This is a genomic window from Streptomyces sp. HPF1205 (assembly GCF_020400825.1).
GTDB lineage: Bacteria > Actinomycetota > Actinomycetes > Streptomycetales > Streptomycetaceae > Actinacidiphila.
In genome coordinates this window covers 62,864-84,893 of record NZ_JAINVH010000036.1, presented here as the reverse complement: position 1 = coordinate 84,893, position 22,030 = coordinate 62,864, and the positions used below count along the sequence as shown (strand labels likewise).

General features: G+C 70.9%; 11 protein-coding genes. 6 read left to right on the top strand and 5 right to left on the bottom strand.

The features are described from left to right. Nucleotides 1-477: 477 nt before the first annotated feature. Nucleotides 478-1,566, bottom strand: coding sequence for a MerR family transcriptional regulator (locus K7G61_RS30080; protein WP_308190740.1), 1,089 nt, complete (start codon nt 1,564-1,566; stop codon nt 478-480). Nucleotides 1,567-1,971: 405 nt separating this feature from the next. On the opposite strand from K7G61_RS30080, the gene K7G61_RS30075 reads away from it, so the two are divergent. The 3 genes from K7G61_RS30075 to K7G61_RS30065 all read left to right on the top strand — a co-directional run bounded on the left by K7G61_RS30075 (nt 1,972) and on the right by K7G61_RS30065 (nt 5,737). Continuing rightward, nucleotides 1,972-4,188: a helix-turn-helix transcriptional regulator gene (locus K7G61_RS30075; RefSeq protein ID WP_225850202.1), complete on the top strand. Its 2,217-nt coding sequence runs from the start codon at nt 1,972-1,974 to the stop codon at nt 4,186-4,188. 3 nt (nt 4,189-4,191) lie between these two features. Then, complete coding sequence (locus tag K7G61_RS30070) at nt 4,192-4,749, top strand: XRE family transcriptional regulator (protein WP_225850201.1); 558 nt, start codon at nt 4,192-4,194, stop codon at nt 4,747-4,749. A 358-nt stretch (nt 4,750-5,107) separates the two neighbouring features. Continuing rightward, a complete protein-coding gene (locus tag K7G61_RS30065; protein WP_225850200.1) occupies nt 5,108-5,737 on the top strand; it encodes a hypothetical protein in 630 nt (209 codons plus the stop codon). A 443-nt stretch (nt 5,738-6,180) separates the two neighbouring features. Here the strand turns inward: K7G61_RS30065 and K7G61_RS30060 are convergent, their stop codons facing one another. Then, complete coding sequence (locus K7G61_RS30060) at nt 6,181-7,494, bottom strand: DUF6317 family protein (RefSeq protein ID WP_225850199.1); 1,314 nt, start codon at nt 7,492-7,494, stop codon at nt 6,181-6,183. Nucleotides 7,495-9,020: 1,526 nt separating this feature from the next. Between K7G61_RS30060 and K7G61_RS30050 the strand changes: the two genes are divergently transcribed. Further along, a complete protein-coding gene (locus K7G61_RS30050) occupies nt 9,021-17,369 on the top strand; it encodes a SpvB/TcaC N-terminal domain-containing protein (protein WP_225850198.1) in 8,349 nt (2,782 codons plus the stop codon). Between the two features lie 263 nt (nt 17,370-17,632). Here the strand turns inward: K7G61_RS30050 and K7G61_RS30045 are convergent, their stop codons facing one another. Beyond that, the gene (locus K7G61_RS30045; protein ID WP_225850197.1) at nt 17,633-18,490 is read right to left on the bottom strand and encodes a polysaccharide deacetylase family protein; all 858 of its coding nucleotides are present in this window, start codon (nt 18,488-18,490) and stop codon (nt 17,633-17,635) included. A gap of 198 nt (nt 18,491-18,688) precedes the next feature. Here K7G61_RS30045 and K7G61_RS30040 point away from each other — a divergent pair, with 198 nt between their 5' ends. After that, nucleotides 18,689-19,744, top strand: coding sequence for a helix-turn-helix domain-containing protein (locus K7G61_RS30040; RefSeq protein WP_225850196.1), 1,056 nt, complete (start codon nt 18,689-18,691; stop codon nt 19,742-19,744). 43 nt (nt 19,745-19,787) lie between these two features. Here K7G61_RS30040 and K7G61_RS30035 read toward each other — a convergent pair whose 3' ends face one another. After that, nucleotides 19,788-19,988 (bottom strand): transposase family protein, encoded by a 201-nt coding sequence (locus K7G61_RS30035; RefSeq protein WP_374204291.1) that lies wholly within the window; start codon nt 19,986-19,988, stop codon nt 19,788-19,790. A 135-nt stretch (nt 19,989-20,123) separates the two neighbouring features. Next, complete coding sequence (locus tag K7G61_RS30030; RefSeq protein WP_225850195.1) at nt 20,124-21,092, bottom strand: zinc-binding dehydrogenase; 969 nt, start codon at nt 21,090-21,092, stop codon at nt 20,124-20,126. Between the two features lie 272 nt (nt 21,093-21,364). Between K7G61_RS30030 and K7G61_RS30025 the strand changes: the two genes are divergently transcribed. Further along, on the top strand, nt 21,365-22,021 hold the full coding sequence (locus K7G61_RS30025; protein WP_225850194.1) for a TetR/AcrR family transcriptional regulator: 657 nt from the start codon (nt 21,365-21,367) through the stop codon (nt 22,019-22,021). Nucleotides 22,022-22,030 lie beyond the last annotated feature (9 nt).

The following is a 22,030-nucleotide window of genomic DNA, read 5'->3' as shown; positions in this document are numbered from 1 at the left end:
GTAGAGCATGACGACAGCCGGCAACGCGGTCGGGGGAGAGCCGCCCGTCCTACGGCGCCCCACCGTCCTGTGCACGGCACGTACCGCTGCGCAAATGAGCAACGGTTTTTCCAGCGCACAATGTAGGAGCGTTCCGAGCGAGGGTCAAGGGATCGCGCACGGGCACTTTGCCGCGGGCGGGCGGGAGTTGATCCGAGCCGGGGGAGTTGCCCGTCCTTGAGAATTCGATTTCTCAGTACGGGTCCTCGTTGTGGGCTGCTCCCCGGGCGGGGCCGGGTCGGGGCGCCGGGCCGCAGCCACGCCCGCCCTGTCTGCTCCTCGTGTTGCGTGGCCGGAGGTACTGCCGAGTCCTCGCGTGGCGGGGGCGGTCGTACGCGCGCGGTCCCTGGGTGCTTCTTTCCGGGCAAGGGGTTGCCCGGGAGCCGCGCGGGCGGGCACCGGCGTTTCGTACCCTCGCGGGGTTCCCACGCCCGGGGTTCACGTGACGATGAGGCGCAGGCCCAGGTCTGCCGCGTCCAGGGCCAGGAGGTCGCGGTTGCGTTCGGCCCACCGGCCCGAGGAGAGGTCGCCGCGGAGCGTGTTCACCGCCCGCTGTTCGGCCTCCGGTCCGACCCGGGTCCATACCGACACGGCGCGGCGCACGCGGTCGTCCAGATAGGCCTCGGGGCGGCGCCAGTACGCCTCGAAGAAGCCGTCGGCGCAGTCCCAGGGGATGAGTACCGGTTCCGCGCGGCCGCCGACGGCGTCGGTCAGGTCGGCCAGGGACGGCCAGTCGACGAGGAGGCCGGCGAACTCGGGCAGGTAGTCGCGGGCGAGCCAGAACCCTTCGCCCCGGCCGGTACTGCTCGCGTCGTACGTGAGCACCACCACGCGGCGGGCCACGCGCCGCATCTCCCGCAGGCCCGCGACCGGGTCCGGCCAGTGATGAACGGTGCTGACCGCCATCGCCGCGTCGAAGGACCGGTCCTCGAACGGGAGGTTCTCCGCGCCGGCGGCCACGCACGGCGCCGCGCCCGCGGGACGCTGGGCCCGCATGACCGCCGAGGGTTCCACCGCGGTGACATCGCGGTCGGGCGGCTCGTAGGAGCCGGTGCCCGCCCCGACGTTGAGCACCGTGGCCGCGTCCCCGAGCGCGTCCCAGATCTTCGCGGCGATCCGCGGCTCGGTGCGCCGCGTCGCCGGGTAGGCGGATCCGATGGCCTCGTACAACTGCGCTCCGAACATTCTGAGTCGCTCCTCCGATGTCGTCGTGATCCCCACCGCGCGCGCGGTCAGTTCCCTGTCGATGGCCGTCACCATGGCGGCGGCGCGGTCGCGCTGCTCCAGCAGCAGGCCGCGCAGCCGGTACAGGCGGGCGACCGCGTCGGTGGCGGGGTCGTCCACCAGATCCGCGATCTCGCGCAGGCCGAAGCCGAGCCGCCGGTAGGCGAGGACCTCCCGCAGCCGCTCCACGTCATCCACCGAATAGGCCCGGTACCCGGCCGCGGTCCGCGCGGACGGTCGGACGAGGCCGATCTCGTCGTAGTGGTGCAGCGTACGGACGCTCACGCCGGCCAGTTCGGCCACGCGCCCCACAGTCAGGTGTTCCTCCACACGCCGACAGTGCGGCATGACGCCACGTGAGGGTCAAGTCGAACGCGTGGCTCCCCTGTCCCGGTGCGGCCCGGCGCCGCGGCCCGCGGGCGAACGGCGGCCGCGAACGTGTTGCCCGCCCGCGGACGATGCTCTGGGCCGGCGGCAGGCAGGCCAGTCGCCGAGCGGGCCTGGGAGGTCCCGACCGTCAGCGGCAGCGTGCCGCAGCGGTGGCCGGCCGTGGCCCAGACCTCTTGCCGCACGTCAACTGGCGGAGCCCTCACGCGAGTAGTGCTCCGACCTGCGGCGTTCCCTTGGTGCGACCTCTCATGGGATCGCGCGATTCACATGCGATCCGGTGTGCGATCCGCGGTAGGGTGCGGTGTGGAGGTGAGCTCGGTGCCGGCTGAGAACGAGCTGTTCAGTGCGGTGGATGCGCTGCTGGAGCAGGTGCCGTCCGAGGTTCTGCCGCCCCCTGCTGAGCGCAGGCGGCTGCGGGAGGCCGCGGGGCTGAGTCAGACGCAGATCGCCACGGCGCTGGGTACGCGCCGTGAGGCGGTGGGGAACTGGGAGGCTGGGCGCACCGAGCCGCGGCCGCCGCAGCGCGCCGCCTACGCCCGGCTGTTGGAAGGCCTCGCCGCGCGCTTTCCGGCTGCGCCGGCCGACCCGCGGCAGTCTGCGGAACCGCGAGCGTCGTCCACCGGCCCGGCGCCCGACGCTGCGGTGCGGACGACCCGAGAGAACACCGCGCCCGCTTCCGCCTCTGCTCCGGCCGCGGCGCCGCGGCCGACGGTCGCCGCTGAGCCCGCGTCGATGTCGCGTCGCCCGGCCGCGCGCGCGGGGGCCGCGAAGCCCGCGCCCGCGTCGGCCGCGCCTGCGGCGGTGGATCCGCGGTTCGCGCACGGCCCGCTCGGCGTGCTGGACGGCGACGGTTCGCTGTATTGCGCGGGTGGGCTGGTGCTGGAGTGCCCGGCCGGTACGGTGCCGGAGTTGGTGGAGTGGACGCTGGCCGAAGCCCGGCTCGGCGCGCCGCGACCGCACCGCTCCGGGAAGGACTCCGACCCGTTGATCGTGGTCACCGAGGCTGCGGCCGTGCGACTGGGACTGCCGGAGCGGCTGGAGGACCGGCGGTCGATGCGGCTGCCGGAGGACCACAAGGTGGTCAAGCAGATCGCACGGGCGAAGTGGCAGTTGACGAAGCGGGGGTTCGGGCCGTGGGCCCGTATCTACCGGCCCGCGCAGGGCGATCAGCGGCGTTGTGTGCAGTTGGCGGTCCTGCCGTGGGACGCGCTGGACAGCCGGGCGTGGGGGAGCGCGGGTGAGCTGCCGCCGGCGGAGCTCGCCCGGGTGCTGACCGCCTACGCGGCGCGGGTGCTCACCCCGCGCGGTTCCACCGCGGTGGCGGGTCTGGAGCTGATGACGGCGCTTCGGCCGCCGACCCGCGCGGTACGCGACGAGACGAGCGGGACGTGGGTGTCCGGGCCGGTGCCGGGCTCGCTCACGCGGCCGGTGGATCCGGCGCCGCCGGAGGCCCCGGACGAACACCCCGTCGTGACCGCGCTGTTCCCGCGCACGCACCAGCGCACGCCGGACCAGGTCCTGGACGAGGAGGCGTACGACTGGATCCGCGATCCCGAGCTGCTCACCGATGCCGAGTGCGTGAAGCCGTATGCGGTCGGCGTGGATGTGAACACCGCGTTCCTCGCCGCGGCGAACCGGCTGCCGGTGGGCCTGTCCGGGCCGGAGCACGTGCGCGCGCCGCGGTTCGACAAGACCGTGCCCGGGGCGTGGCTGGTGGATCTGTCCGGGATCGAGATCGACCCGCGCCTGCCGTCGCCGTTCACGCCGCAAGGCGGCCGCCCGACCGGCCCGGCCTGGTACGCCACCCCGACCGTCGCCTACGCGCAGGAGTTGATCGACCAGTTCGGGCTGCCGGTGGAGCTCCGCCCGATCGAGGCCTTCGTACGCCGTGAGGCGGGCCCGTATCTGGATCCCTGGTACAAGCACCTGGCCGAGGCCTACAAGCAGACGATGGCCGACCTCGGGGTGACCGCCGACCTCGCCCCGGCCGACTTCCTCAAGGCGATGGCCGGGCACAAGGCCACCGACCCGGGCATGGCCGCGGTGCTGTCGGCGATCAAGTCCACCGTCAAGGGCGGTATCGGCAAGCTGCGCGAGCGGCCGCAGGGAGCCACGTACCGCCCAGGCGAGCGGTGGCCGGCTCTGGAGCGGCCCACCTGGCGCCCGGACATCCGGGCGGCGGTGATCTCGGCGGCCCGGGTGAACATGCACCGTAAGCTGGTCAAGACCGCACTCGCCACCAGCAGCGCGCCTGTCCCGGCCGGCTCGCTGGTGTTCGGTGAGGACGCGCTGCTGCCGGTCGCGCTGCTGTCGGACTGCGCCGTCTACCCGGCCGCCGGGCCGTCGCCGCTGGACGTCCTGCCCTACGGGCGGGACGGCAAGCCGGCGCCGGGCACGTTCCGGCTCGGGGTCTCGCCCGGGATGGTCAAGCACGAGGGCACCCAGCCGATGTACTGGGCGGTGGAACTGCTGGAGCAGCAGCACAATCCGGCCCGGCACATCAAGGGCGACGACGCCGAGGACGACGGGGAGTAGAGCGTGGGCGAGATCGACGACGCGCTGAACCGGGCGGCCGCGGGCACCGCGACCCGCCCCATCCCGAAGTCCGCGCAGGCACAGATGCGGTTCCTGGTGAAGTCGGAGAAGGGTTCCACCCGGGCCGTGGCCGAACGGCTCGGGGTGACCCAGCGCACGGTGGAGCGCTACCTCAAGGGCACCTTGCGGCGCCCCCGTAAGGACCTGGCGGCCCGTTTGGAACGGGAGATCCGCCGCGACTGGCAGCCGCGCGTACGGCAGCGGGCGAAGAAGCGCGCCGCCACGGCCACCGGCATCGTGATCGAGACCAGGGCCCGGTTCGGCTTCACCGCAGCCCCCGGCTCCACCGACGACGCGAGGATGCGGCGCATCACCCAGCACCTGCCCCCCGCCTACGCGGCCCGGCTGTTCGACGCGCAGACCGCCGGCGCCACCGAACAGCAACTCCAGGCCATCGCCGCCGAAGGCCTGCAGGAGATCTACTTCAAGGACCGCGGCCGCCGCGCCCAGGGCCTGGAGGTGGAGTTCACCGACATCGACTACATCGAGCTGGACTTCTGAGGATGCCCCGGCGTGGACCTGGACGCGGATGCGTGTGACCGAGCGCTTCAGGTGGCTGATGAGCGTGCGAGTCGGCGGAGCGCCGTGGGGCCTTCACTGGCGAAAGCCCGGTCCCGGAGGGTGACCGCCGCACTTCGATCTTTCCGGTCCGCAGTGCCTGTCCCGTCACCGAGCAGCAGCCCGGTGGCCATGAGCCGCCCGGCCGCGCATGGCGTCCAGTGGCGCACGTCTGTCGGGAAGACCGGTCCGAAGGCGCTCACGGTGAACTGTGGCCGGACCATCAGGGCCCGTGGGAGGAACAGCGCCCGGCTGTCGGAGGGACTCCAGGAAACCGGGGTCAGCTCAGTACACTCCGGCCATGGGACTGCAGGACGACATAAACCGCCTGAACTCGGCCGGCGACGCGGACGAGGCCGTCGAACTCCAGCGTTTGGAGGCCACCTACCGGACCGCCTCGAAGGTGTGGGCCGATTTCCTCTCGTACTGCAAGGAGTTCGCCGAACTCGCCCCGCGCAGCGGGCTGCAGCCCGTCACCGGGCAGACGGTGGTCGGCCGGTACCGGATGGAGGACCGGGGCAACTGGGACGACGTCATCGACAACCCCGGAGGCTGGAGCTTCAACGTCGTGGGCTACCTGTTCTGCATCACGATCGACGGCACCCTGCTGGTGGAGACGAAGAAGGCGCAGAAACGGACCGGGCTCTTCCCGATGCGCACCCGCTATGTCCACCGCTTTGAACCGTGTCCGGCCTTCCCCGCTTCCCCGTCTGCGCTCCTCGGCCGGCCGCACCCGGACGAAGCGGTGATGCCGGGCTTCTTCAGCCTTGCCAGGGGCGGCCGCTACTCGGACCCGCCGGAAGTCGTCCAGCAGGACATCGCCCGGTTCGGCGGAGCCCTGGCCGTGGGCACCTCCGAATGTGACGACAGCGGGATGAAACTGGTCTTTGCCAAGAGTCTCGTCCTCGGCAGGCTGAGGTCCGCACGCTGACCCCACCTCGGGGCCGCAGGTGGGGGGCGTTCCTCGTCGGCGGTTCCGGGGGAGGCCGGACCCGCTGACGACCTGTCCGCTCCGGCCCGCCGGTCCGAAGACCGGACGCGTTCCGGCGTGTCCGCCGCACCGCCGGCGGCCGCACGCGCCGGGGACAGCGGGGCAGCCCGCCCCGGACCGGCCAACTGCCCCGCGCCCGGTCCTTCCCCCGCCCGGTCCACCGCTGCCGAGGCGCCCGGTGGCCGGCCGCCGGGCCGTTGGCGCCTCGGGCCGGAGACACCGTCCGGCGCCGCCGCAGGCAGGTGGTGCCCTCTGTTGTCTCGCGCAACCACTGCGGGTTGACCGGGGGTGTCCGCGCCGGCTCGCGGGAGGGCATCTGCAGCCCGCCGCCAGGCCTGCGCGGAGGGACTGGAGGAACCGCCCGGGCACGACCGGGCTCCCGGTCAGGCCGCCGTGATGAAGGCCAGGATGATGGAGGCGATCGGGGCGGCGACATCCTTCCACTTGCCGTGGGAGGCCGCCACACTCAGGGCGGCCTTGCCGCCGCCGACCCAGTCGAGGCCGAGGCCGGAGCCGGCCTTCTTGTAGTCGGGGGACTTCTGCATCGACTCCAGTTTCCTCATGTTGTCGTTGAGGGACTCCCACTGGCGGTCGTTCATGTTCGGTGTGTGGACGCGGCCGTCGTTGTCGTCGTGCAGGCTCTGCAGGATGCCGGCCAGGATTTCGTACTGGTGACTAAGGGTCTTCGCCGCGTTCTTGCGGTTCGCGCGGGCCCGTGACCTGAGGTCGTGGTACAGCTGTCCCAGCTCATCACGGGCCGAGTGCCAGTCCCAGGCCTTTGTGACCGCCGAGGTGGCGACGAATTGGAAGGGGTTCGAGTCGTCGGCGCCGGGGTCGAAGACGATACGGTAGCCGCGGTCCACGAACAGCTGGGCGTATTCCTCCAGTTGCGACTGGAATTCGTACAGCATCCAGACCAGCCCGATGAGCGCGTCGGCGGTGTCCCAGGCGGCGTTCGCCACCACCGTGGCCATCGCGGCGTCGTTGGCGTAGGCGCGGCCGAAGTTCGTCGCGGCGGTGCCGCTCCACTCCTGGCCGGCCTCGGTGAGGAGTTTCCGTACCGACATGGTCAGCTCGCCCACCACTGTCCCCGGCTCGACCACCGAGCCGTTGCCCGGCCCGCTGTGGCCGCTCTGGTAGGCGAAGGTCCGCAATTTCTCGGCGAGGTCCCACATGCCGCGCAGGTCGCCGCCGATCCAGGGGTCCTGGCTGGGGCTTCCGGCACCGCCGAGCGTCTCGAAGCTCGGGTATCTCAGGTCCGCCCACTGCGGGGGAGTGTCCGCCAGGTAGCGCGGGACAGAGAGGGGGTGGGGGAGGATCGTCTTCCCCCCGGGTGTCGGGTACGGGACGAAGGTGCTGCCGCCGGTGCCGGCCGACGGGTTGGACTCCAGCGGGTAGCCCTGCTCGTACGCGACACGCAGGATGCCCGCGACGACGTTGCTCTCGCCCAGGTGGTAGTCGTCGTGGGTCTCCTGTAATTTCCACCCGTGGTTCTCGATCGTATTGGCGATCGCGCTGTGTACGTTCCCCAGTGCGATGACGAAGAGGTTCATGATGCGGTCGATCTCGTCGTCACCGCCGCGAGGACAGCCGAAACCGCCGTCCGGCATGATGCTTTCGTAGTTCGTCGCCTGCTGGGCGAAGGCGTGTGCGGCCGTCAGGAGACCCTGGTAGAAGACGCGGAATCCATCGGTCATATGTATTGCCTTTCCTTGCTGGTGGACGAGCCCGCGGTTGGCAAAGGGCTTGTCGCGCCCGCTCCGTGCGGCGGCCTGCATTCGCCCGGGACGCCGCCGGCCCCGGTTATCCGGCGTTCGGCGCCCGGCGCGCATGACGCAATGCCGCATTCCATGTCTCTGTCCCATGGTTGCGCCGCCGCACGCGCCCGCACAACCCTCCTGCGAGGCTGAGCGAATTCCTCGACCGCACGATCATCCGGGCCCGGGCCCACCTCGTGCACGCCCTTTTGCCTCTGCTCGGCCACGAGGGGGATCTTCATGGTCAGGCCGCCTCGGGAGCTTCCGAGACCGTGGTCGACCGGCTCGGTGCCGATCCCGCCGGGCGGCCCGCGCTGCAGATCCCTTTTCTACGCGCGCCGGCGGCGTGCCGGTGCGCACGGCAGACCGTCGAGTCCACGCTCACGTCCCAGGTGATCGGACCCTGCGCATCGGCCCGGACCTGCGGTTGCTCCAGGGTCCGCTTCCAGGTGCCGTCGCGCTGCCACTTGCGGAACAGGTCGTACCCGCGACCTGAACGAAGGGCCACCGCACCACCCGCCCCGAACTCGTGCTGTTCCCCCGCTCGGGCGCAGGCAGGACTACGGCACCCACGACCCCGGCCGCACGTGACCCGCGGTTCCGACGGTCCGGCGGTGCGTATCAGGGCGTTCCAGTCGCAGTAGGCGCCCCCCTCGCGGCAGTCCCCGATGTCCTCATGGATATTCGACGAAATGGTGCGGCCGCATTGACGAAAGGCGCCGCTGGTCACCGGTTCGGGAGATCGCCGCCGTAGAGACGGCGTTGAGCGGCGGACGGCGGCGAGGTTGCCACGGGCGAAGGAAGCGTGGGGGGTTGTCGGGGCCCAGCACTCGCAGGAGGTCGGGCAACATCGTGGCCGGCGCGGTCGCGGCGCCGGCGACGGCTCCACCACCTTGGTGGACCTCGCCTGCACCTACACCTGCACCTACACCTCCGGCCCGGCCCGGGGCGGGCCGACGTGCCCGGCGACTTCGACGGGCTGCCGGGGCCCGCTGCCCGGCCGCCAGGCAGGTGACGGCGAGCGCGGGGAGGCCGGTGTGGAGCGGGCGGTGCGGCCGTGGGGGAGCGGGGCGTGGGCGGTGCCGGCGCACGTCTGGTCTCGCGTCCGTGGGACGCGCTGGGTCCCCAGGCGTTGCGCCGTTCGGGTGGAATGCCCGTAGGAATGCGGACATGTGACGGTGTGCTGCTTACCGTGGGTCTCGCGGATAGGGCATCAGGGTGGGTTCCGCCTCGTCTGATGGATGCCGGTGCGGACCCTCGCGGGCGTTGCCGGCCCGCACGCCGTTTACACCAGTGATTGCGTTCTCCAAGCCCGAGGCGGGTACTGACGCCGCATGCGCGCCGGCCGGCGTGGGCTGTCACCGAGGCCGTGAGTGAGGGGCCCGGCGTGTTCGCGCCGGTCCGGACTCACTGGACGGATGCCTCGTTCTTGCCGTTCAGCCCCACATCGGACGGGGGTCCGAAGGATGCGCACATCTCCTACCGGCGGCCGCGGGCCCCGTACCCGCAGCCGGCGCCGCACGAGGTTCACGGCGCCTGCCGTCGCCTTGCTGCTGATGATCGCGTTGCTGTCCGCGGCTCCTGCCGCTGAGGTGTTCCCCGTGCCGTCCGCGGCGGGCGGCGACGCGGTGGCGGTGCCCGAGCATCCGGACGTCGCCTCGTTCGACGCGAACCAGCTGAGCGGGATCGCCTCCGCCGATCCGGGTGCGGGGATCGACCTCATCGAACCTCCCCGGGCCGACAACCAGGGGGACAACCGGCTGTCGTACCCGATCGAGGTGCCGCCGGGCCGGCAGGGTCTGCAGCCGGACCTCAGCGTCGGTTACGACTCCGGCGGTGGCGACGGGTGGATGGGGGTGGGCTGGGACCTGGCCGTCCCGGTGGTCACGGTGGACACCCGGTGGGGCGTGCCGCGCTACGACGCGCGTACGGAAACCGAGACGTATCTGCTCAACGGCGAGCAGTTGACGCCTCTGGCGCACCGGGGCCCACCGCGGCAGCGCGCCGGGGAGAAGGTGTTCCATACCCGCACCGAGGGGGACTTCGCCCGTATCGTCCGGCACGGCAGCGGTCCCGCGGGCTACACGTGGGAGGTCACGGACAAGTCCGGGACGCACTGGTTCTACGGGGCGCCGGCCGGCGGTCAGGGTCCGCAGGCGGACGCGACCCTCACCGACGGCTCCGGCAACGTCTTCGAGTGGGCGCTGACCGAGGTCCGCGATGCCCACGACAACGTGATGCGCTATCAGTACGCCCGCGTCGAGGACCCGGGCGTCGACGGCGGTGCGGAGCCGGGCAGCAACCTCTACCTGAGCAGGATCACCTACACCTGCACCGACACCTGCACCGGCACCGGCGAGGGCCGCTACTCCGTCACCTTCACCCGCGACCGGGAGCTGGGCGAACCCCTGCGGGCGGACAAGACCATCGACGCCCGCGGCGGCTTCAAACGCGTCACCGCCGACCGGCTGCGCCGCATCGACGTGGCTCTGGACGGCAAGCCGATCCGCTCCTACGAGTTCACGTACACCACCGGCGCCTTCGACAAGACCCTCCTGGAGTCGATCAGCCAGTACGACGCCGACGGCAGCCTGTTCAACCGGCACCGCTTCGACTACTACGACGACATCCGCGACGCCCACGGCGGCTACCAGGCGTTCAAACAGGTGCCGTGGACCTCGCCCCCGGACGGTCTCAGCCAGGGCCCGCTCGACCTGCCCCCGGACCACGTCGGCCGCGCCGGCGCCCTGAACGCCAACACCAGTGCCGGCGGCGGCGGCCACCTGTACGTCGGCATCGGAGCCGAGCCGAGCAAGTCCGGGTCCGTCGGCGACAAGCTGGGCTTCGGCTACGCGCAGGACAACGGCCTGCTGGCCCTGGTCGACGTCGACGGCGACGGCCTGCCGGACAAGGTGTTCCGGCACGGCGACACGATCGAGTACCGCAAGAACCTGTCCGGCCCGAACGGTCAGGCGGCGTTCTCCGCCGAGACCAAGACACTCGACCTGCCCGGCTTCACGCGGGAACACGCACTGTCGTTCACCGTCGGCGTCGAGGGCTACCCGGGGGCGATTGCCGCGCAGCTCGACGACGTCAACACCTTCTCCGTGACCGACCGGTACTTCAGCGACGTCAACGGCGACGGCATCACCGACCTGGTCGACGGCACCAGCGTGCTGTTCGGCCGGATCGGCGCGGACGGACGGCCGGTCTACGGCCTCAGCAGCCAGGGCACACCCGTCCCGGTCGGCGGCGGCAGCGTCGACGCGAGCGGATTCCCCGGCTTCGACGAGCAGCGGCAGCGGCTGGCGCACTCCAACGCCCTGCTGGACACCGTACGCCGCTGGGTGGCCCCCTACTCCGGCACGGTCCGCATCGACGGTGCGGTCCGCCTGGCACCGGAGACCGCCGGCGCCCGTGCCGCCTCGCAGACCGCCGACGGGGTCCGGGTCGCGATCCAGCACGAGGGCACCGAGCTGTGGGCGGACCGCATCACCGCCCGGGACGACAGCGAGCACACGCCCACCGGCGTCGACCGGATCACGGTCGCCCGCGGTGAGCGCCTGTACTTCCGGGTCCAGTCGGTCTCCGACGGCAGCCTGGACCAGGTCGACTGGGACCCGCGCATCGCCTATCTGGATGTCGCGGACCAGGACGACGTCAACGGGCTGCCGGTCTACCGCTACCAGGCCTCGCGGGACTTCACCCTGGGCGGACGCGACGCGCGGATCACGGCCCCGTACACCGGGGTCATGCACCTGAGCGGCGACGTCACCAAGTCCGGCGCCACCAGCGACGACGTCACCGCGCTGATCACCCGCGACGGAACCCCCGTGCTGGAGCACACACTCACCGGGGCGACCACCGGGACGGTGCCGGTCGCTCTCGACATCGATGTCCGCAAGGGGCAGACGCTCCAGTGGCGGATCGCCGCCGACTCACCCGTCGACCTGAGCAGGATCGGCTGGACGCCGCGGGCCGTCTACACCAGCGCCGAAGGCGTCGACCGGGTCACCGACGGCGACGGCAACCCACTGATCGTCCTCGACCCGCCCTACAGCGTGGACATGTACCCGGTGGACGGACTCACCGCGCCGCAGGGCTTCCACCACGTCGACACCGACGGGCCGATGACCGTGACCCCCCGTCTGTCCGTCGGCCCCGGCGCACCCGACGCCCGCGTCGCCTTCACCGTCAAACGCCGCGGTGAACTGATCGCCAAACGCTACTTCACCGTCCACGGCGAGAGGGTCGACGCGCCGCCCCCGTTCACGGTGGACGCCCGAGCGGGAGACGACCTTTTCTTCGACTTCAGCACCAGGGCCCCGGGGCTGCGCGGCCACCTGACCGGCCAGTCGGTGACGGTCACTACCGGCAGCGGCGATCACACCGTCACCGTCACCGTCCCCAGCGCTTTCCACAGCCCCGCGCAGGAGGGCGCGTTCCCCCAGCCGTACCGGGGATGGGGGGCGGTCGGCTACAACGGCAACGAGGACCGTGCCACCGCACCGATCAGGCAGGGCGACCTGGTCATCGACTCCTCCTACCGCGACCAGCTGCCCCGGTCCGTCGACCCCCAGGCGGACAAGGACGCCTTCGAAGCAAACCCGCGGATCGATCCCCCGAAGGTCATCCCCTTCGTCCCCGACCCGCAACACCGGCGATGGAGCAGCGGCCAGGACTCGTGGGCCTCGGCGGGCGGTGCGAGCAGTTCCCGCCTGGGCTCGGGCACGATCAGCGTGCCGGAACCGAGTCAGTGGGCCGGGGGGATCGCGGTGCCCCGTCTCGCCTACAGCAACCAGCTGTCCCTGACCGGATCCGTCGGTTCGGGCACCACCCTCGGCGGGAGCATCTCCACCGGAGGCAGCGCCGGCCTGATCGACTTCCTGGACATGAACGGCGACCAGTTCCCCGACGTCGTCTCACCCGGCGGCATCCAGTACTCCAGCCCGGTCGGCGGCCTCGGCGACACCCACAGCCGGCTGCCCGATGCCGCGGCGCGTACGAACTGGAACGTTGCCGGCAACGTCAGCGCGGGCAGCGCCGCGCGCACCCTGAGCACCGGCCGCGGCGACGCCGCACCGACCGGCCGCAGAACCGCCAATACGGCCGAGTCCGGCAACGAACTGCCCCCGCTCGGCGTCGGCGGCGACCTCGGAGCCAACACCTCCGACGCCACCACCGACCTGCTCGACATCAACGGCGACGGACTGCCCGACCGCGTCTACGACGACGGAAACGTCGCCCTCAACCTCGGCTACCGGTTCGGAGCCAAGGAACCGTGGCGCAACCCGGCGCCGCTCAACGCCGGCAAGGGCACCAGCTGGGGAGTCAACCTCGGCTTCCAGACCGACTTCTACGGCTTCGCCGGCGGCGCCTCCTACAGCCAGAACACCGCCTCGGCAACCGCCACGCTCCAGGACGTCAACGGCGACGGCCTGCCCGACCGCGTCTTCGCCGGCGACCACGGTGGCCCGATGGAGGTCGCCGTCAACACCGGAAGCGGCTTCGACCCGGCCGTGCCGTTCACCGGGAGCCTGCCGCAGATCAACCGCGACCAGAACGCCCAGCTCAGTGGCGGCGCCTATGCCACCATCCCCATCTGCGTCCTCCCCGGGCTGTGCGTCGTCATCAACCCCGGCGCGAACGCCTCCACCGGCGTCGGCCGCACCCAGCAGATGCTGGCCGACATCAACGGCGACGGGAACGTCGACCAGCTGGAATCCACCGCCGACGACCAGCTCACCGCCCGCCTGAACACCACCGGCCGCACCAACCTGCTGCGCAGCGTCACCCGGCCGCTCGGCGGAACCCTCGACTTCGACTACACCCGCGACGGCAACACCTACCAGCAGCCGCACTCCCGCTGGGACCTGACCAGCGTCGCCGTCGACGACGGACACCGAGGCGACGGCCAGGACATCCAGCTGACCACCTACGAATACCACGACGGCGTCTTCGACCGGCTGGAGCGCGAGTTCGACGGATACGGGCAGGTCATCGAACGCCGGCGCAACCACGGCAACGGCGACACGGTCTACCGCAGCGTCATCCGCGACTACCGCACCGACGGCCACTACACCCGCGGCCTGATGACCCGCGAACGCACCGTCGACGCCGGCGACCACCCCTACCTGGAAACCGACCACACCTACGCCCTGCGCGACATCAACGCGCCTGACAGCGCCGCCGACCCCGCCAGCACCACAGCGACGATCTTCCCCCACCTCGTCCGCACCGACAGCCACTTCTACGAAGGCGCCCCCACGCCGGCCAAGTCCACCTACACCACCATGGAGTACGACGACGCCGGCAACGTGACCCGGTCGTTCGACGCCGGCGACAGCGGCCCCGCCGACGACACCGACACCCGCACGCGCTACTCCGCCGACGACCCCGCCTGCCAGGCGACGCACATCACCGGCATCCCCACAGCCGTCGACGTCTACGGCAGCACCACCCTCATGCGCCACCGCCAGGCCACCGTGGACTGCGGAAACGGCGACGTCACCCGGATCCGCGCCGACCTCGCCGACGGCGCCGGCGCGGTCACCGACCTCGCGTACTTCCCCGACGGCAACCTGAGCACCGTCATCGACCCGCCCAACCGCCGCGGCCAGCGGTACCGGCTCGACTACACCTACGACCCGGACGTCCATACCCACGTCGCCGACGTCACCGACAGCTTCGGCCTGCACAGCCACACCACCACGGACCTGAGATTCGGCCTGCCCGGGACCGTCACCGACATCAACGGCCAGGTCACCCGGACCACCTACGACGCCGCCGGCCGCCCCGCCACCGTCACCGGCCCCTACGAGACCAGCACCGGCCACGTCACCATCGCCTTCGACTACCATCCCGACGCGCCGGTCCCCTACGCCGTCTCCCACAACATCGACCGGCAGGCCGACGACACCGTCCGCGACGACACCCTCGACACCATCACCTTCACCGACGGCCTGGACCGCCCCATCCAGACCAAGAAGGACGCCGCCCTCCACACCGGACCTGACACCGCGCCCGCCGACGCGATGACCGTCTCAGGACACGTCGACTACGACTTCCTCGGCCGCCCGGTCCGGCAGTACCACCCGGTCAGTGAACCCAAGTCCCCAGCGAACACCACCTTCAACCCCACGATCGACACCGTCACCCCCACCGTCCTCACCTACGACGTCCTCGACCGGACCACCCGCACCGACCTGCCCGATGCCACCCACACCGAAAGCGCCTACGCCTTCGGCCCCGACCGCGACGGCAACACCGAGTTCCAGACGACCGACACCGACGCCAACGGCCACCCCGCCCGCACCTACCAGGACGTCCGCAGGCGCACCGCCGCCGTGGAGGAATTCAACCCGGTCGCGGGACAGCCGGTCATCTGGACCAGCTACGCCTACGATCCGCTCGGCCGGCTCACCGCCGTCACCGACGACCACCACCACACCACCACCGCCACCTACGACAACCTCGGCCGCCGCACCACCTTGGACAACCCCGATACCGGACCCACCCGGACCGCGTACGACCTCGCCGGCAACCCCGTCCGGACGATCACCGCCAACCTCGCGGCGGCCGGACGGTCCATCGACTACGACTACGACTACAACCGCCTCACCGACGTCCGCTACCCCGTCTTCGAGGCGAACGACGTCCACTACACCTACGGCCCGCCCGGTGCCCCGAACAACGCCGCCGGACGCGTCACCGCCCAGACCGACGGCGCCGGCACCCTCACCCGCGGCTACGGCCCCCTCGGCGAAGTCACCCGGGAAACCCGCACCGTCACCACCCAAGGCCACCAGACCCGCAGCTTCACCACCCGCTACCGCTACGACACCTGGAACCGCCTGCTCGACCTCACCTACCCCGACGGCGAAACCCTCGCCTACCACTACAACAGCGGCGGCCAGGTCGACCAGGCCACCGGCACCAAAGCAGACCACACCTACCGCTACCTGACCCGCCTGGACTACGACAAGTTCGAGCAGCCCGTCCTGCTCGACACCGGAAACGGCACCCGCACGACCTACACCTACGACCCGGCCAACCTGCGCCTGGCCAACCTCACCGCCCGCCTCGCCCAGGGCTACGTCTTCCAGAACCTCAACTACCGCTACGACCACGTCGGCGACATCACCGCCCTGCGCAACGACACCACCCCACCCACCGACCCCGACGCCGGATTCCCCGTCGGCGGACCGACCAGCGAAACCTTCCAGTACGACGACCTCGACCAACTCACCCACGCCGAAGGGACCTACCAGCCCCGCACACCACCCCACACCGACACCTACCGGCTCGACCTGCGCTACGACACCACCGGCAACATCACCGACAAAACGCAAGTCCACCAACTCGTCACCGGCGGCACCACCACGACCGACAGGAAACTCACCTACACCAGCCCCTACACCTACACCACCGCCCACCCCCACGCCCCCACCACCGTCGGCGACCAGACCCTCACCTACGACGCCAACGGCAACCAGATCAGCCGCGACCAGCAACCCGGCCCCCGCCGCCAGCTCATCTGGGACGAGAACAACCGCCTCGAATGCACCCACGAAAACGTCCAGCGCCCCACCCTGCCGCAGGCACCCCAGTCGTGCGACAACGCCGGCGGTACCCCCAACGCCGCCCGCTACCGCTACGACGACCAGGGCAACCGCGTGGTCAAGGACGCCGCCCAGTTCCACGTCCACCCCAACCAGTACTACGCCACCGACGGCAACCAGTCCTTCAAGAACATCTACATCGGCGACACCCGCCTCCTCACCAAAACCGTCGAACCCCCACAACGCACCGAGGACCGGCAGTACTACACCCACGGCGACCACCTCGACTCCACCCAGTTCGTCACCGACGCCCACGGCCGCCTGACAGAACACGTCCAGTACCTGCCCGCCGGGGAGACCTGGGTCGAAGAACACCCCTCCCAGCCCATCCCCTACCAGTACACGGGCAAGGAACTCGACCCCGAAACCGGCCTCTACTACTACGGCGCCCGCTACTACGACCCCCGCCACCAACTCTGGCAAAACCCCGACCCCGCCCTCACCACCTACCTCGACGGCACCCCCGAAAGCGGCGCCTACGACCCGTTGAACCTCGCCCTCTACACCTACGCCGGAAACAATCCGGTCCTGTTGACCGACCCCAGTGGGCTGGGCCGCAAGCGGAAAAGGGAGCCCGCAGAACCCGCGGTTGAGGAGTCTGTGGCCGCGCCTGCCGAGGCCGAACCGGCGGCGGCGCCCGCCGTCGATCTCGAATCGCCCGATCTGCTGCTGGAAATCGCCAAGCAGCGGGGCCAGGAAATGTGGACCGAAAGGCAGGTGATGTTGGCTGAGCTGGCTGCGCGGGTGTCGGCGGGGGAGTTGACCTTTGAGCAGTACGCAGTGGAGAAAAAGCGCAATATCGCGGTGGCCTTGCTGAGCCTGGGCGGCGAGGTGTACGGGTTTGAATCCATCAGCGGCGGAAGAGATGCTGAGGGAATGGTGCCCGCTTTGACGCAGGAAACCTCTGCGTACGAAACGATGACCATCGAGGAGATCGACAGGATCCACGACACGGAACACAAGCTGCTGGAGGCCATCGGAAACTTCCTGCGATATTCCGGTACTCAAGCGGATCAAATCCAGGGCCGCATCGGACTCTACACATGGAACCCGGTCTGCGCGTCCTGCGGCCATGTCATCCGTCAGTTCATGCAGGAATTCCCCGGCGTGAGCGTGAGCACCTTGTCGCTCAACGGAGGCGAAATGACCACCTCTTGGGTGCATAGCGTCGCGTCAACCCAGTCCTCCTCCTGAAGTGTCGCGAGCAGGAGTGTGGCCGAGGATCCCGGTTGAGATGGTCGGGCCGACCGTGGTGGCCTGATCGAGAACGGCGAGCTCTCCGGGATCTTCCGCCGACACGACGACGACCGGCGAGGTTCCCGTGGTCGCGGGCGTACCGGGTGGCGTGCGCCAGGCCGGCTGCGAAGGCGTCGTCGGACTGCCTGCCGTGCCCGCGGCGCCCCCGCTTGCCCTCGTCTGGGTTCCCCGCCACACACCGCCCGGCGCGTGGCGGGGCCTCAGCCGCCGGTACCGGCCAGGTAGTGCTCGGCGATCTCGTCGCTCGTGGTCAGCCACACTCCGTCGTGGCCGGCGATGTATGCGAGCGCCTGGTCCAGGTACTTCGCCCGGAAGGCCTGTCCGATGACGAACGGATGCAGTGCCAGCGCCATGACGCGGCCGCTGTCGGCGGACTCGGCGTAGAGCTGGTCGAACTGGTCGGTGACCATCTGCAGGAACTCGGCGCCGCTCGCGCCGTGCATGGTGAAGATGCCCAGGTCGTTGAGTTCCAGGGAGTACGGCAGGCTCAGCATGCCGGGGACGTTGAGGCGGTACGGCTGGTCGTCGTTGGTCCAGTCGAGTACATAGGTGAGGCCGAGTTCGGCGAGCAGGGAAGGGGTGTCGAACGTCTCGGTCAGCGCCGGGCCGAGCCAGCCGCGCGGCCTGCGGCCCGTTGACTTCTCAATGGTGGCTACCACCTCGGTCAAGTAGGCGCGTTCGTCGGCGACGTCCGCTTGAAGGGTGGAGTTGTTCTTGCCGTGCGCCAGCCAGGCCCAGTTCCGGGCGTTGCCGGCCTCGACGATCTGCGGATAGCGCTCGCACACGTCGGCGTTGAGCAGCACGCTCGCCCGGATCCCGTGCCGGTCCAGCACATCCATCAGGCGCCAGATCGCCACCCGGGGCCCGTAGTCGCGCCAACCGTAGTTCAGCGGATCGGGCACCAGCGCGGCGGTCGCCTCGTTGATGCTGGTCGAGGCGCGGTCCACGGTGAAGTGCTCCACGTTCAGGCCCACGTAGAAGGCGACGCGGGCGCCGCCCGGCCAGCGGATCGCAGCGCGTCCGGGGATCGGACTGTAATCGAACAGCGTGTTCTCCATGGGGGTTCCTTTCCGGCTTCGCGCAAGCCGGTTCCGGCTTGCCGGTCGATGACGGTAGAGGGCACACGGGGCTCATCAGGAGGGCAGAAGACGCCACCGGGTGGGCCGAAGGCGACAAGCGCGTTGCGGGATCGTGGTGCCGCGTACTCCAATGGCCGGGGAAGACGTTCGGTGGTCCGGGGAAGGAAGGCCGCTCACGTGGACGGCAGCTCGGCAGGCAGGCGGGGTCCGGTGATCGGGGCCGCGCACGACACCGTCTCACCGCACCTGACCCGGTTGCTGGTACGAGCGGGCGCGACGGCCGGTGTCGAACGCGCGCGCCTCGCCGGGATTCCAGGACTGCACGTGCTGCACGAGGACGGCATCCGCATCCCCACCGGCACCATCCTCAAGGTGTGGGAACTGCTCTCCGGCCGGCTCACGGCAGCGGGCAGCATCGCCCAGGTCATGAAGCTGTGGCAGCCGGGCGCGCTGGGCGTGTGGGAGTACCTGCTGCCTGTCTCGCGCACGCTGGACGAGGCGTTCAGGACGGCCGGTACACACTTCAACGCCATCGCCGACCCCGCCGACAGGCTGCAGGTGGTCCGCAGCCAGGAGGGGCTGACGGTCAGCTGGCAGGGGCCCTACCGTGACCACGCGCAGTACCCGCGGATCGCGCAGTTCGTGCCGCACATGCTGCTCACGGTGGCCGGCTCCGCGGCCGGCCGCAGGCTGGTGCCGGTACGCGTAGGACTGCCCGACAGCAGGTCCCTCACGGCCGACAGGGCGGGCGAGCTGTACCACACCAGGCGGATCGACGTGGGAGTCGACCACCCGTCGATCACCTTCGCCGAAGCCGACGTCGACCAGTCCCTGCCCCGCTCGGACCCCGCCCTTGCCTCGATCCTCGCGGACCACGCGCGCCTGGCCACCGCTGCCGCCCGACCGGTACGCGGGTGGCTGGACCGCTTCCACGCCGTCCTGGAGTCCTCGGTCGCGGAAGGCCCACCCAGCCTCGACCGGATCGCCCACCACCTCGCGATCAGCCCTCGTACCCTCCAGCGCCGCTTGCGCGAGGAGGGTACGAGCTGGCGAGAGGAGCTGGAGGAACTGCGCCGGCGGCGGGTGGCATGCCTGTTGCGGGAGACACAGCTCAGTGTCGAGGCCATCGCGAGCAGAGTCGGGTTCACCGACTCCCGGTCACTGCGCCGGGCGATCCACCGCTGGTACGGGCACGGCCCGGCCATGGTCAGAGCGGCCGGCGGCCCCGCGTAGCCGACCGTGACGCCGACCCGGCGGCGGATCAGCCCCCACCCGGTCAGCCCGCGAGCCAGGCGCCGACCGCCGCATCGAGGGCGTCGCCGTCGGTTGCCCGCAGGACCCGGCGCACGGTGGCCTCGGCCGGGGCGCTGGGGCCGGCGGGTTCGCGGTTCGGACCGCCGAGCGCGGTGAGCACGCAGGCCGGTGCGTCGGCCGCCCATTCAGCGATCGCCGTCAGCGATTTCGCGCCGCCCGGCACCGCGCACGCGGCGAGCGCGAGGGCGAAGGAGAGGGGGATGGCGGCGGCCCGGGATGGGCAGTGGTCACGACATATTCCGGCGGGCGCTGGAACGTGTTCCGCCGACTGCGCCGAGGCGTCCCCCCCCGTTCGGTATCAGATGGTGAGGACGATGCGGCCGGTGACTTCGCGGGCCTCGAGCCGGCGGTGTGCTTCCGCCGCTTCGGAGAGGCGGACCTCGTCGATGCGCTGGGTCAGCCTGCCGTCGGCGAGGAGAGGGATGACGTGTGCGGTGGCGGATGCTGCGGCGGACGCGTCGGTCTGGAGGTAGGGGCCGACGGCGAACCCGAGCATGCCCGCGTTCCTGCCCCAGAGTTCGTCGCCAGTGATCGGAGTGTCCGGGGTGCGGGCGGCGTGGCCCAGGAGGAGGATGCGGCCAAGCGGAGCCAGGACGTCCAGGCTGGCGGTACGGACCTCGCCGCCGACCGGGTCGACCACGACATCGACCGGGCGGCCGTCCAAGGCCTTCACGAAGTGGTCGCTGGTGAGGATCTCGTCGTAGCCGAGGTGGGCGGTGTCGGCGATCCTGGCCCGTGAGCTCACGGTGCCGGTGATGCGGGAGGCGCCCAGGGAGCGGGCGACGGCGGGAAAAGTGGCGGCCAGCCCCCCGGCGGCTCCGTGCACCAGCACGCTCTCTCCCTGCCGTAGGTGTGCGACGCGGGTGAGTGCCAGGTAGGCGGTGACCGCGTTGGGCAGCACCGCGACGGCCTGCGCCGGGTCCACGTCGACTTCCTTGAGGGAAACGGTCATCGCGGCCTGGGCCGACGTCACGGTGGCGTACCCGCCCAGGCTCATCCGGGACAGGGTCACGACCGGCTCGCCGACCTGGAATCCGGTGACGCCTTCGCCCAGTTCGCGCACCGTTCCGGCGACTTCCAGACCGGGCACGAAGGGCGGCTGGGGAAAGCCGGGCCGGTCGGCCAGGTCGCCGCGGCGGAACATGACGTCAACCAGGCCGACTGCGGCGTGGGTCGTGTCGATGGTGATCTCCCCGGCACCCGGCTTCGGGTCGGGCAGGTCGACCGGGACCAGGACTTGGGGCCCGCCGAACTCACTGATGGTCATCGCACGCATGGGAACTCTCCTGCTTCGGGGTCTGTGGGAGGGGCCGCTGTCCTACGCCGGGCACCGGGACCGGGCCGAACATCTTCGGGCGGCGCCGGGGGCGGGGCTGTCGAACCGCAGGGACGCTCTTCCGGCCTGGCCCGCGCATCCCGCGGAGCCTGCGGAGCCTGCGGAGAAGAGGACAGGTCTGTTTGCCGGCCACCCCACCGACAGTAACGCAACCACCTTGCGTTGTCTAACGCAATCGTATTGCGTTGCTAGGATCGGGACCTATGACGCACCCGAACTCCTTCCAGCGCGCCTACTCCCGCCACCACAAGGAACAGCGGGCCGCCGACCTCCTGAAGGCGGCCCGCGTCCTGGGCACCCGCGAGGGCGTCCGGGCGGTCACCCTGACGGCCATCGCCGGACATGCGGGCCTGCACGCCTCGGCGGTCCGCCGCTACTACTCCTCACGCGAAGAGATCCTGCTCAGCCTCGCCGAAGAGGGATACCGCGACTGGTCGGAGGACGTCGCCGCGCGGCTGGCAGGACGCCGGGTCACCTCGGACGAGCTGGCCCGCACCCTCACCGCTTCGCTCGCCGAGCGGCCGCTCTTCTGCGACCTGCTGACGCACGTGCCCCTCAACCTCGAACGCGAGGTCACCTACGAGCGCGTCCACGCCTTCAAGACCGTTGCCCTCGCCGGCGTGGAGACCCTCGTCACCGCCATCAGCTCGGCCGGCGCACTTGACGAGGCACAGGCGGGCGACCTGGTCATCGCGGTCATCGCCATGGCCGCACCCTTGTGGCAAGCCGCACACCCCGCCGAAACCCTCACCCGCCTCTACGCGGAGGAGCCCGAGCTGGCCCATCTCGGCATCGCCTTCGAACCCACCCTGATCCGCCTCGTCGGCGCTCTGGCGGACGGTATGACCCGCGGGGCGTGACCACCGGCG

Excerpts from the sequence above, each read along its gene's own strand:
- K7G61_RS30065 (WP_225850200.1), top strand. The coding sequence starts at position 5,108 with ATGGGACTGCAGGACGACATAAACCGCCTGAACTCGGCCGGCGACGCG.
- K7G61_RS30060 (WP_225850199.1), bottom strand. The coding sequence starts at position 7,494 with ATGACCGATGGATTCCGCGTCTTCTACCAGGGTCTCCTGACGGCCGCA.
- K7G61_RS30050 (WP_225850198.1), top strand. The coding sequence starts at position 9,021 with ATGCGCACATCTCCTACCGGCGGCCGCGGGCCCCGTACCCGCAGCCGG.
- K7G61_RS30045 (WP_225850197.1), bottom strand. The coding sequence starts at position 18,490 with ATGGAGAACACGCTGTTCGATTACAGTCCGATCCCCGGACGCGCTGCG.
- K7G61_RS30030 (WP_225850195.1), bottom strand. The coding sequence starts at position 21,092 with ATGACCATCAGTGAGTTCGGCGGGCCCCAAGTCCTGGTCCCGGTCGAC.
- K7G61_RS30025 (WP_225850194.1), top strand. The coding sequence starts at position 21,365 with ATGACGCACCCGAACTCCTTCCAGCGCGCCTACTCCCGCCACCACAAG.